The organism is Thermogemmatispora sp. (assembly GCF_019683755.1).
Lineage (GTDB): Bacteria > Chloroflexota > Ktedonobacteria > Ktedonobacterales > Ktedonobacteraceae > Thermogemmatispora.
Window position 1 is genome coordinate 12655 of record NZ_JADGHT010000003.1, and the last position, 12630, is coordinate 25284.

10 protein-coding genes and 2 tRNA genes are annotated in these 12630 nt (G+C 56.5%); 3 read left to right on the plus strand and 9 right to left on the minus strand.

Annotated elements, in window-relative coordinates; genetic code table 11:
* Nucleotides 1-231 precede the first annotated feature (231 nt).
* On the plus strand, nucleotides 232-1128 hold the full coding sequence (locus tag IRZ24_RS00695) for a KaiC domain-containing protein (RefSeq protein WP_297159595.1): 897 nt from the start codon (nucleotides 232-234) through the stop codon (nucleotides 1126-1128).
* Nucleotides 1125-1781 (plus strand): hypothetical protein, encoded by a 657-nt coding sequence (locus IRZ24_RS00700; protein WP_297159598.1) that lies wholly within the window; start codon nucleotides 1125-1127, stop codon nucleotides 1779-1781. Before IRZ24_RS00695 ends, IRZ24_RS00700 begins: the two co-directional genes overlap by 4 nt.
* 131 nt (nucleotides 1782-1912) lie before the next feature.
* On the opposite strand, the gene zwf is transcribed toward IRZ24_RS00700, so the two are convergent.
* From zwf to IRZ24_RS00740, 8 genes are all read right to left on the minus strand, one after another.
* On the minus strand, nucleotides 1913-3514 hold the full coding sequence (gene zwf, locus IRZ24_RS00705) for a glucose-6-phosphate dehydrogenase (protein ID WP_297159600.1): 1602 nt from the start codon (nucleotides 3512-3514) through the stop codon (nucleotides 1913-1915).
* Between the two features lie 582 nt (nucleotides 3515-4096).
* Nucleotides 4097-4546: a hypothetical protein gene (locus tag IRZ24_RS00710; protein WP_297159604.1), complete on the minus strand. Its 450-nt coding sequence runs from the start codon at nucleotides 4544-4546 to the stop codon at nucleotides 4097-4099.
* 208 nt (nucleotides 4547-4754) lie between these two features.
* Nucleotides 4755-5729 (minus strand): hypothetical protein, encoded by a 975-nt coding sequence (locus IRZ24_RS00715; RefSeq protein WP_297159606.1) that lies wholly within the window; start codon nucleotides 5727-5729, stop codon nucleotides 4755-4757.
* Nucleotides 5730-6113: 384 nt separating this feature from the next.
* Nucleotides 6114-6545: a hypothetical protein gene (locus tag IRZ24_RS00720; protein ID WP_297159607.1), complete on the minus strand. Its 432-nt coding sequence runs from the start codon at nucleotides 6543-6545 to the stop codon at nucleotides 6114-6116.
* A 713-nt stretch (nucleotides 6546-7258) separates the two neighbouring features.
* Complete coding sequence (locus tag IRZ24_RS00725) at nucleotides 7259-7654, minus strand: plastocyanin/azurin family copper-binding protein (RefSeq protein ID WP_297159609.1); 396 nt, start codon at nucleotides 7652-7654, stop codon at nucleotides 7259-7261.
* A gap of 300 nt (nucleotides 7655-7954) precedes the next feature.
* Nucleotides 7955-8028: transfer RNA gene (locus IRZ24_RS00730), tRNA-Glu, on the minus strand.
* Between the two features lie 258 nt (nucleotides 8029-8286).
* Nucleotides 8287-8360, minus strand: a tRNA-Glu gene (locus IRZ24_RS00735).
* A gap of 144 nt (nucleotides 8361-8504) precedes the next feature.
* Nucleotides 8505-9761, minus strand: a complete 1257-nt coding sequence (locus IRZ24_RS00740; RefSeq protein ID WP_297159612.1) for an MFS transporter — start codon at nucleotides 9759-9761, stop codon at nucleotides 8505-8507.
* Between the two features lie 419 nt (nucleotides 9762-10180).
* On the opposite strand from IRZ24_RS00740, the gene IRZ24_RS00745 reads away from it, so the two are divergent.
* On the plus strand, nucleotides 10181-11557 hold the full coding sequence (locus IRZ24_RS00745) for an MFS transporter (protein WP_297159615.1): 1377 nt from the start codon (nucleotides 10181-10183) through the stop codon (nucleotides 11555-11557).
* Nucleotides 11558-11680: 123 nt separating this feature from the next.
* On the opposite strand, the gene IRZ24_RS00750 is transcribed toward IRZ24_RS00745, so the two are convergent.
* Nucleotides 11681-12604, minus strand: coding sequence for a class I fructose-bisphosphate aldolase (locus IRZ24_RS00750; protein ID WP_297159617.1), 924 nt, complete (start codon nucleotides 12602-12604; stop codon nucleotides 11681-11683).
* Nucleotides 12605-12630: the final 26 nt, after the last annotated feature.

Here is a 12630-nt window from a genome sequence, read left to right on the forward strand (position 1 = left end):
GCGGGTCGGTCGGAGAATCACCTCCACGCAAGCCTCCTGAGCAAGCAGCACAGCGACCACTGAAACCAAGGGTGGGGGACCAGACGTATCGATCACAGAGCACTCTGGCCTACTCTACCGAGAGCGAGCCGGTCGATTGGAAAGCAACGAGCGTTGCGCGGAGACAAGCCGGCAAGCTGTAGTGAGGCAGCTCTGCCGGCTGGGTTATGGTCTGGAGGGAGGAATGAGAGCATGGAAACGCAAGCTGAAAGCGGGCAGCGCAAGGTAATCAAAGAAAGTCTTGGCACTCTGGCCCACTTTAGCCAGGAGACGCCCATCATCAGCGGTGTGCCCTCGGGCGTCGAAGGACTAGACGACCTCTTCTTTCTGCTCACACGCGACGAGCAGGGGCAGGTGATCGTCAAGCCTCTGGGAGGCTACCCACTGGGCAGCGTCCTCCAGATTACTGGGGTACCTGATAGTGGCAAGAGCTTGATGGCTGAACAGTTTGTCCTCAAGCAGGCGGCAATGGGATACAACTGCTGCTTTGTCACTGTCGAACAGCCCGCTCCTTTCCTGATCGCTGGGCTGCGTCAGCGGGCGCTGGCTCTAGCTGTAGACGAGCACCTGATTGAAGAGCGCATTATCATTATCGATGCTGCCAGCCATGCTGCTCTGCGTGAAGACCTGACCGCCCTGGGGGATACCCTGGCTTATGCCATCAAACAGTACCGCTGTCGCTCCGTCGTAATCGATTCCGTGACCGGCCTTTATGAGTCGCGAGAGATGCAAGCCAGACAGATCGTGCGCTTCCTCTATCATTTCCTCAAGAAGTGGCGTCAGACGGCCCTCCTCATTTCCCAGAAAAGGAGCGGACACGAGGACATCAGCGCTGAAGCGGCAGGAGGGTACGCTGTTGGGCACATTGTCGATGGGACCATTGTCCTTTTCAAGCGAGAGATTATGAGTCCCTATGACGAGCGCTGGTATCGTCTGCCCTTTGGCAGTGTCATCCGGCTTTTCCGCATCGATGGCTGTCGCTTAGCTGGCCATGACACACGTGTCCACATAGTGACCATCAGCGAAGCCGGTCTGATCAAGATAGGACCCGCGGTGACCCAGGCGAAAGGAGGGGAAGAGAAAGCATGACTGTGCTAGGCCAACTGCCTATAGAGCGAGAAAAAGAACTTGACCACAAAGCGCTGCGCGTCTTCTTAAAGGCGCTCGATATTGCGGGTGGTCCACGCAAGCTCTTCGAATATCGGCATCTCACCTGGCTTCCCTCGCTCATGGAAGCTGCCTACGTCATCGTTCTCAGCCGTGACCGACTCAGGCTCCAAAGCGAGATTGCCAGGGAACTAGGACTAACCCCAGCCACCGTCAGGAACATCCTGGGAGCCGACGAACACAGAGTACTGGAGCATCTGCGCGCAGAGCGTGCGGGCCAAAACCAAGCTGAGGAGCCGGTCAAGACCCACATTGCCGGTGGCCTGGCCAAATTGGCCTACGAGGAGATCGCTGCTGGCCATGAGAATATCGCCTTCCTCGTCGGCATCTTACGGGACTATCTTGGCGACAATGTTCACTGCTCCTGGCCGCTAGAGATACTCAGCCGCCTTCAAGAGGTCGAATTTCCTGCAGAGAAAGAGATGCTCACAGAGCGCCTTGGCGATCTCCACATCGATGGCCAGCCGGTCAGAGAGCTGCTGGAACACCTGTCGTTTCCTCTCTCCTCGCCAGCCACCTTACTACGTGAACTTGCGCAACAGAAGCAACAGCAGCAATCTACTAAGACCTCCTAGCCTTCCCCCTGGCTCGCCTCCCTGCGAGCCAGGGGGGCACAACGCTCACCGTCTCTCATCGTGTCTCTCCCCTGCTGCCTGTGCGCAGGAGGGAAGAAGAGCCGAAGCTTCCCCCTCTGGCTGAGCAAGCTTCAAGGCGTGTCCCACTCACGACCATCGCGCCGTATCAGCTCCTCCGCTTCGGGAGGCCCCCAGGTACCGGCGGCGTAAGGACGCACACTATCTGCAGGCATCTGCTGCCAGGCTGTCGTAATCGAGTCGATAAGACGCCAGGCTGTCTCAATTTCATCACGGCGGATAAAGAGCGTTGAGTCACCAAGCATACAGTCGGCAATCAAGCGCTCATAGGCATCAGGCGGCTCCATGCGGAAGGCCGTCGCGTAAGAGAAAGTCATATCCACCGATTTAAGCCGCTGGGCGGCGCCGGGGACCTTCGCGCCGAACTTCAAGGTGATTCCCTCTTCTGGCTGGATGTGCACCGTTAGGCGGTTAGGGACCAGCTCGCGGGCCTCACTTGGCTTGTAGAGCAGATGAGGCACACGCTTAAACTGAATAGTGACCTCAGTGCTGCGTTTCGGCAAACGTTTCCCCGTACGGATATAGAATGGCACATCGGCCCAGCGCCAGTTTTCAATAAAGAGCTTGAGCGCCACAAAAGTTTCTGTTGATGAATCGGCTGGAATGCCTGCCTCCTCGCGATAGCCAGGGACCTCCTGGCCGTTGATTGTTCCACGCATGTACTGCCCACGCACTACCTGTCGCGCCACCTCCTCGGGAGTGAGAGGAGGAATAGCACGCAGTAGCTTCACTTTCTCATCGCGGATAGCGTCGGCCTCGAAAGCTACGGGGGGTTCCATTGCCGTCAAGCAAAGCACCTGCAGGATATGGTTTTGGACCATATCGCGAATGGCTCCAGCCTCATCATAGTATTCGGCTCGCCCTCCGATGCCGATCTCCTCCGCGACCAGGATCTGCACGTGATCGATATATTTCTGGTTCCAGAGCGGCTCAAAAATACCGTTAGAAAAGCGCATAGCCAGGATATTCTGTACAGTCTCTTTCCCAAGGTAATGATCGATACGGTAGATCTGATCCTCATGCAGTACGCGAGCAATCTCGCGATTGAGCTTCTGAGCGGAATGGAGGTCACGACCGAAGGGCTTCTCGATGATCACGCGGCTCCAAGGACCACGATGGTTGAGGCGATGACCGCCGTGGGGACGGTGAATCAGGCCGTTTTCGCCAAGCTGATGCACCACGGGGGCATACAGATCGGGGGGAATGGCCAGATAGAAGATGCGGTTTCCGCGTGTCTGATACTGCTCATCCAGGTGCGCTAGAAGCTGAGCAAGCTGCTGGTAGCCTGCGGACTCATTCAAATCTGCCTGGCAATAAAAGGTAGATTGGGCAAAGGCTTGTCTGGCCTCTTCATCTAAGCCCAGCTCGGGCGGGCTATTCTCTGCGAGCGTCTCTACAACGAATTGGCGCCATTGCTCTTGAGAGAAAGGTCGGCGCGCAAAAGCCACGACCACGAAGCTTTCTGGCTGTGGATGAGCATGCATCAGATGGGCTAGTGTTGGGAGGAGCTTACGCCGAGTGAGATCGCCCGTGGCCCCGAAAATAACAACAATACAAGGCTCCGGGTGAATGCCATCCTGCCAGATAACATGAGGCTGACGTGAAGATTGAGCCTGTTGTAATTGGGAATAGTGGCTGTAGTCAGCATTTGCCATCAATGTCTCTCCTGCTTCCTCGAGACCCGAGCCAGTCTTTGGGCATCAGCGCAGCTATTTTGCCTGCAGATCAGACGCAAGGCCGGCCAGAGGTCTCTATCTACTAGCTAGACTGTTCCTCCCCCGGATAATTGTAGCAAAGGGAAAAGCCTCCCACCATTTGGACAGTAAGCATGCAGTCTATTATGAATAACGACTGAAAGACTCGTTGCTGAGACAAGGGCTGGCAAGAGGCTCCATTATGTGAGGAGAATGGACAATGAGAGGAGGCTGCCAGGACCAGAGAGACCAGGCAGCGGAGGAGAAAGAGCGAGCGTGGTAGGTGGACAGACAACGAACCTGCAGTCCTACCCGAGCCTGGTCCCAGGATAAAGCACTCCTGGAGAGGTGAGGAAGCCTCACAGGGCTGGTGGAGACTACTGGAGAGGCCGCTACCGGCCCTTGCCATGGCCACTGAGCGACAGGGGGCATGATCACCGGTATCCAGACAGTCCCAGTGCGAGGGGCAGGCGCAGGCGGACAAAGGAAGCGGCAGCGGCCCAAAGTAATGGGAGCGTGGAGAAGATCAGCAGCCGACCTCTGTCACACTTCGATCTGGAGGGCCTCCAGTACAGCGCGCCGACTCTCTTCGCACGAAGGCACCGAGCTGCGCAAGTAGAGCGAGTGGCGAGCAATCGCGGCCTTCGCTGCCTGACGCAGCGTGATCTGATAACCATGTGTGCGATTGAGGGTCTGGGTAATGCTCTCAAAGTCTTCCAGCTCCTCCGGACTTCCTTCGGCGCGGCAACACAGGGCATAGAGAGCCATATCGGCGTAGTGGATCACCCACCAGCGCCGTCGCTGCTCCCGCGTTGAACGCTGTGCCTCAGCGAAGGCAGCGTATGATTGCCGGTAGCACTTGCGGAGCATAGCGGCAGTCCAATAGCAGGGAGGCTCGCGGAGAGCACTGGCCAGCCTGCTAGCTAAGTCGCAGACTTCGTTAATGATTTCGTCCTGTTCGGTGGCCCGTTCCAATTGTAACTGCTGTGGCATAACCTTCCCCTTTCCGTTCCTTCCTTGCCACGAACGGGGGAACGACTTCAGAAGAGGGAGCTAGACCTCTCCCCTTGTATAGGGTACATGAAGGACAAAAAAATGTCTAGGGCAATTCAGTTTAGATTGTTATACAAGATATATGGAAAAGATCAAATCGAGAGAAAGTGAATCTTGCTATAACTGCACAATGAATAGCTAGAGTATATCAGGTTTTAGGAGTTGGGGACTTGCGTGGGGCGCTGGAATAGTACGTTGCCATTGCAGCGCGTATGCGTGTAAAGAGAATAATTAATCCGATACAGATAGGAATGGGGATATAGAGTGATGCTGCTGGAGAGAAGTGAAAGACAAAATAGAACAGTGATTGCAGCACGGGAAGAGGTACGAGGAGAAGCAAGACAGAGAGAGTCACGGCCAAGGACCAGCGTCCGCCAAGATGAGCGGCCAGGGTCTTATAGCGCAGATCAGCCTGTTCCCGAATGCTCTGTTGCATCTGCAGAAGCTGTTGACGCTCAGCAGCAATCTGCTCTCGCTCGCGAGCCAGCTCCTCTTCAAGCTGATGAGCGCGGCGCTGGGCATTGCGGATCAGATAGAGAGTGGCGGCGGCCTGCTCATCCTCTTCCTGCCGTATCTGCAGCTCGATTGTCTTCTTGACATCCTGCAGTAGAGAAGGGACATGTTCCGGGCGCATAATGATCGTATTAGCCGCCTCGGCAATCATCTTATGGGCCTCTTCTTCGACTGCCTGCTGATAATTCTTCTGCAACTCTTTATACTGCTCTTGTAGGCGCTGCTTCTCTGCCTGGAGCTGGCGGTTTTCGGCAAGCATATCGCGGAGATGAGCCTGATACTGCTCGATTTGTCGCTGGTGTCCCTCCTTCAGAGCTGCCAGCTCCTCATCAAAGCCAGCCTGCTGGTTATTATAAGCTGCAACCAGGCGTTCCAGCTCGGAGCGCTGCTCGGCCAGTTCACTGCGGAGACGTTTATTCTCTTCACGCAGCAGAGCGAGCTGGCGCTGAAGATTACGGACCTGAGCCAGGCTTGTTTCACGGCCTGGGCCGGCGGGCCAAGACTTCAGCGTACTAGTAGCAGTGGCCTCATGCTGATTGGCTGAGGGCTGACTTTCGGCAGGAGTGGGGGTAGACTGCTCGGGTGACCTCTCCTCTGAAGAGCGTGTCATAGTACTTTTCCTAGTATCTCAATATGCCTGAATGTCCTGCATCTTGATCAATGGAGAGATGACAGCAAACACGATCTATCACATGGTAGTATAGCACGCTTCTTAACCTGCTTGAAGGAGCAGCGAGGTAGAAGCATATCACGCCGGTACAGTTCTCTCCACAGCAATTATGTCCCGAATTAAGAGAAGTTTCAAGGGCGAGCCTCTTGCCTCTCCCAAGACAGTGGCAAAGGAAGCACCGGAGTAAGAGCGGGCCAGGAGGAAGAAGGACCCGGCCCCACAGGCTAGGCGCAGCTCACACAAGGCGCTCCCTGCAAAGGACCGGGTCGTAGTAGCTCGCAGACACTCTAAGCGCTGGCCAACTTGCCAACCAGGGAAGAACCGTCACGGTGAAGGGGTAGTCGTCCCGTGTGGTGGGCCGACAGGGACCGTCACCGTAATCGTCACGGTTGGGAACGGCGCAGCCGTAGAGGTAGCGGTAGGCGTTGGCGTCTGCTGAGTTGGACCACTTGTTGCCTGTGGGCTAGCTGTTTGCGTAGCGACCGCTGTGCCGGCGCCGGAAATAGTAAAATAGGCGGCCTGGGGTACAGTACAACCAGGGGTTCCAGCTTTACTGAAGGTCACATTCACCAGCGTCATCTTGCCGACCGCATCCGCCCGAGGGGGGATCGAGAAGACCGCCAGGCCATCGCTGGTCGTCTGTACCGTCTGAGTAGTCACACTGCCATCCCACCAGCGCACAGTAGCTGTCGCAGTTGCATCTCCCACTCCAACAGGGTTCCCATCAACGGTATGGACGAATTTTGCGTAGACCATAATCATCTTTCCACTGCCGATCTGCGGCGAGGTATCCGTTGCCCATGCGCCGCACAGATAATCTGGCAGGGATGGAGTGGGAGAATCATTTGTGCCGAAGACAATAGTAGCAGTCACACTAGGACTTTCCAGGTTTGTCTGTGAGCTGTTATTTCCGCAGGCGACGATCACCGCACACAGCACTAAAAGCAAAATCAGAGAGCCGCACTTCAGTACAAGGCTATAAACGGAAGAAGTCAATATCTTCTTCATCAGTCATCATCTACAGAAATAGGCGCAACTGCTCTACATTCAGTCCGAATCCCTCGGCTGGCGGAAAGGCCCCTGCTTAAGGCTGCCTTGAGTATAGCATACCCGCCCGGGTCACCTGTAGATCAGCGGCTGCTTGTGACAAAAAGTACTAGCGAGCGGATGACAGCCGCGGCAATGGCCCGGGGTTCTCAGAGTAAGAGCATAGAGGGCTGAGAGGAGGCAGGCCAAAGAGGAAGAGAGCGAAGTAGGACAACTAGCAAAAAACGCAGTAAGCGGATAGACAGATGACAGGGCAAGCTCTAATTCTGAGGGCCGGGGAGCCAGAGGACTCCTGTCCTCAGTGACAGGCAAGAGTGATCTCAGGCGATCCGGCCCTCTCCCTCCTACAGAGGAGTGATGTCCTGCTGACACAAGCCTTACTCATCCTGGCCAGCCTGGCTGCGGCCTTACCTACCTGGCTACTACTGGACGATAACAGTTAGCTGCATGTTGGGATGGATAGTGCAGACCAGATGGAAAGTGCCAGCAGTCGTAAAAGGCGGAGTTGTGGCGCTCTCACCCTGAACGCCATTGAAATTCAGATCGACCGTTGGGGCGCCAGCTTCCTTTGTCACCTGTGGGGTGGAACCTTTCCAGGTGCCATTTTTAATCACATGTGGCACAGCTACATCATCCACCAGAGTGAGCGCCTGGCCCTTCTTGATGGTAATCTGCGCGACCTCGAACGCAGTTGAACTCATCTTCACCGTTGGGCCGGTGTTCGCTGCCCCTGCAGCAGTATCGCGGATGCCGCAGGCCGCCAGGACCAGAGTGAGGACTCCTAGAAGTACCAGACCCGTAACAACCTTTCTATACATAGAAAAAACATCCCTTTCATCGTGGAGAGATAGCAAAGGAGCAGGAGAGCAAGATCCTGCTGTCAGCGATCTGGTCTACTCTGGCTAATCCGGGAGCCAGTGTAGCCTACCAGATAGTGCGGTGCCCCGTTACATGTAACAGGTGCGGTGCTCTCTTAATAACTATAGCAAAAGCCGACCTGAACGAGAAGAGAAAAGGACCATCCCGCCGCTCAGAGATGCTCGTGTGAGGCTCGCATCGGCAAACAAGAAGCCCGAGGCGGAGATAAGAGGGAGCCTCGGGCGAGGACGAGAGAAAAGTAGCGCATACGGGATTTGAACCCGTGATCTCCGCCTTGAGAGGGCGGTGTCCTAGACCGCTAGACGAATGCGCCACAGAAGCTTGCTACCGGGTTGGCTGCGACCCAGCAACTGACGGCAGTTATCATACCTTATTCTTAGCCCGCTGTCAAGAGTATCTAGCGGGCAAACCCATAATTTCAAGCGAAGCTCTGCGATCGTGACCTGCGAGCCAACGGCGGCCTGTTCTCTAGCAGCGGGTATCATCGGAGCAGGGGCACAAAGGAGGGAATACCAAGTAAAAGGCCCGAGGCGGAGATAAGAGGGAGCCTCGGGCGAGGACGAGAGAAAAGTAGCGCATACGGGATTTGAACCCGTGATCTCCGCCTTGAGAGGGCGGTGTCCTAGACCGCTAGACGAATGCGCCACAGAAGCTTGCTACCGGGTTGGCTGCGACCCAGCAACTGACGACAATTATCATACGCTCATCTTTGCCATTTGTCAAGTACTTTTCTGGGAAAGATCACGCTTGAGCACGTCCTGAAGATAGCACTTGGCGAACCAGAGCGGCTTATTCGCTGTGGACAGAAGGAGAAGGCTCGCCGGAGGCAGAAGATGGTACAGTATCGGACGCAGCGAAGCCTGCTGTCCAACGCTCACGGGCAGTGGCTGGCCCGGCAGCCAGAGCAGAGACGATGGCCACTGCACTAAAGAACAACATCGTTCCAAAGGCGGCGCTGTAGCTTGCTGTCTGATCAAGCAAGAAGCCGATCAGAGGAGGCCCCATGATCAGCGTTGGAGAAGAGATCACACTTACCAGGCTCTGCGCCACACCCTTGCCGACACTGCGCAGTGCAGCGACCTCATTAAAGATCGCCGCGTAGGGAGCGCTAGAACCAATGGCGGTAAGAGCAATGCCGACCAAGCTTAGCAGAGCGTTATGCCAGGGCAAAGCCAGACAGACAATCCCAGCGCAGGAGAGCGAAGCCATCAGGCGCACCAAGGAGATGCTATCCAGCCAGCGGCGTCCAAGTATGAAACCTCCCAGTGGGCGGAACAGCATCCCGCTCAGCAGAACCAAGGAGCCGCAAGTAGCGGCCAGAGTCAACGGCAAATGATCCAACTGCACCAGATAGAGCGCAATCCAAGTAGCAACAGCATTGCCCAAGCCGAACGTACCCATATGCGCCAGACCCAGGCTCCAGACAGCTCCCGAGCGCAGTCCATCCCGCAATCCACCCTGGCGCATCGGGCGTCGCTCCTCGACCTCCACCAGGAGCCAGATCGCCGCACCGAGCAAGCCCGGCAGGCCCCAACACAAGAAAGCCCCGCGCCATCCGACCAGCCGAGCCAAATAAGGAGTCACCAGTAGACCAAGTCCCGCACCAACCTGGGTAGAACCACCGTAGAGGCCCTGACCCAGTGCGGCCAGGCGGCCGCTCCCCGCTGCTACACTAGCGCCTGCCACGAAAGCCCCGCCGATTCCCAGCCCAGTCACCAATCGCAGCGCCAGCAGCCATGCGAGATGTGGCACCAGGGGCAGCAGCAAAGCCCCGCCAGTAGCCAGCAAGGTCGAGATCAGCAGCACCGGACGAGCGCCATAGCGATCGATCAGCATCCCCGCTGGCAAATAGGCCAAGGTAAGGCCGAGGAAAAGCAGCGTTGAAAACAAGCCAACCGTGCCGGCGCTGATATGCAGCGCTGCCTGTAGCTCAGGGATCAAAGGGCTATAATTTGTATACTGTACGGTCAAAATCAGCAAAGTCCAGCAGGCAGCAAAAATACGCCAGGGCGCGCTACGGCGCCGTTCGAAACGAGGAAAGCGCATCAGAGTAACCTTCCTTGTCAAACTACAACGGGCATAAGTGGGCGCTGGCAAGCCGACGGCCTACCTGCCGAAGCGGGTGAGCCAGCAGTGGTCCTGCGCATTGCCTGCTCCGCTTCCATCCAGAAAAAGGATGCCAGCCAGCAAAGGGAGCGTCAAGTATCTCTCAGAGATGTGCAAAAGAGAGCAGAGCGTGCGCAGACTTGACAGATCGTAGAGGAGGGGGTACAGTCTTGCTATAAGCACAGGCAGAGCAAGAGGCAGAGAGAGCTGAACCGCCTGTACTGGAAGAGCCTCCCGGTCGTCTCGGGCTCGCCTGCAGCATCAGCCGTAGCAGGCCAGAGGTCAAATCTGGGCCAGGCCATTATCATGTAACGTACAGACAGAAAGAGGCCAGCCAGGACCAGAGAGGGAGGAACCTCATGGAAATTGGCAGAGACTCAGGCGAAGTAGCCATGAGTGCCGCAGCGACTGCAAAGTTTGTCACTCCTCGAGTATCGCTGCTCGAACATATCAACATCAACGTCTTCTGGTTTGCCAACAACTTTCACTGGCAGGCGCTCCTTGCCATCGTTATCCCCAGCATGGTGGCCAAATTCCTGCCAGTCAGCCAGGAAGCCATCAACCTGACTACCGTTGTCCTGTGGGGGACCATTGTCGCCGTCATCGTCAACCCGCTGGTTGGAGCCATCTCCGACTATGCCACCTTCCGCATGGGCAGGCGGCGTCCCTTCATGATCATCGGCACCATCTTCAATATCATCGTCCTGCTGGCCTTCGCCTTTGCGCCCGGTTGGGCCAGCTCCACCGCGCTCCTTGTGCTCTTCGCTCTCCTTTTCATCCTTCTTCAGATCACCAACAACGTGGCTAACTCACCCTGGAGTGCCATCATTGCTGACAAGGTGCCCCAGAATCAGCGCGGCCTTGCCGCCGGCTTCAACGGGCTGCTCTCGCTCCTTGGAACAGCCGTCGGCTCGCTGGTCGCTGGAGCTATTGTCAACAAGCATGATCCTCTCCCCGTCTACCGTCAAGAGATCATCAAAATCTTTTTGATCATCGCCGCTGTGCAAATCATCTTTGTCATCTATACAGTCCTCACCGTCAAAGAAACGCCTCTCGCCGCCGAGAATCAGGAGCGTTTCAGCTTGAGGCGCTTTATCAGGCGCTTCCTCTTCAACCCTCTGGACTATCCTGACATGGCCTGGGTTCTCCTCGCCAGGCTCCTGGTCATGATGGGCATTTGGACCGTCTACTACTTTCTGCAATATTACTTTGACAATGTTCTGGGGGGGCCAGGAGTACGCACCATCATCTACAACACCCCCTTCTCAGGTGAATTCTTCAATGGCCTGGTCTTTCAGCCTGCACTGCTCCTCACGGCTCTGCTGACCTCGATTATCGGCGGTTGGGCCTCGGACCATTGGGGACGTAAGGGACTGGTCTATCTCTCGGGCGCGATGATGGCCATTGTCTGTCTGGTCTTTATCTTCTTCCAGACTCAATACGGGGCCTTAATTGCCGCCCTCATCTTTGGCATTGGCTTCGGCGCCTACACAAGCGTCGACTGGGCGCTCACGACAGATGTGCTGCCTCCAACCAACGAGGCCGGCAAATTCATGGGCTTCTGGTCAATGATGGGTATTCTCCCCCAAGTCATAGGGACAGCCATAGGGGGCGTCATTCTTCAGCTCTTACAGAGCCTGCCTAATCATCTCGGTTATACTGTGCTCTTTGCCGTCACCACGCTCTATTTTGCCATCGGCACACTGGCCATCACCCAGGTGCGCGGAGCACGCTAGGGGCAAGAGGTCCTGACCTGCTGAAAAGCCAGTGCTGTCAACAAGCAGACCTCAAAAAGGGGCTGGCCACTCTCCGGTGGCCAGCCCCTGAGCGCTCTGGGGTCTCGTTGTAGCCCTCCCAGCTTAGCGGATGGACCCCTCATAAATGCCCATCACCGTGCTCAGGAAGCGCAGCGCCTCATCCTTGCGCCGCTGGAAAGAATTGCGTCCAATGATTGAACCGAAGCCACCGCCGTCGCGAATAGCGCGCACCTCCTCGAAGACCTGCTCATCAGCGGCAGCCGGCCCACCCGAGAAGATTACAATACGGCGGCCATTAAAGGCGCTCTGCACCACATGGCGCACGCGATCAGCCAGAGTCGCGATCGGAATCTCGTACTTCTGGTAAACCTTCTGGGCCTCTGGTTTCTCGATCTTCTCGCTGGGAAGCTTCACCTTGATAATGTTGGCCCCCAGTTGGGCGGCAATATGCACGGCGTAAGCTACCACATCGATAGCCGTCTCACCCTCCTTACTCAGGCCGCTGCCGCGCGGATAGGACCAGACGACCACTGCCAGGCCGTGAGCCTTGGCCTGGCGGGTCAGCTCGCGCAACTCCTCATACATCGTATCGCGAGCCGCCGAGCCAGGATAGATCGTAAAGCCAATAGCCGAGCAGCCCAGGCGCAGAGCATCCTCCACGCTAGAAGTCAAGGCAGGCAAAGGATCGCGCGACTCATAGAGCAGATCGTGGTTATTGCACTTGAGGATCAAGGGGATCTCACCAGCGAACTCAGCGGCGCCAGCCTCCAAAAAGCCCAGGGGGGCAGCGTAGGCATTACAGCCCGCCTCAATAGCAAGCTGGAAGTGGTAGCGAGGATCATAGCCTGCTGGGTTCGGGGCGAAGCTGCGCGCGGGGCCATGCTCGAAGCCCTGATCAACTGGCAGAATGACCAGCTTACCAGTGCCGCCCAGGCGGCCATGATTCAAGATACGGGCCAGGTTGGTTAAGACGCCGGGATTCTCACCAGCGTACCAGCTCAGAATCTCACGAATGCGCTCATTCATACGTGTTGCTCCTTCCTCCATCAACA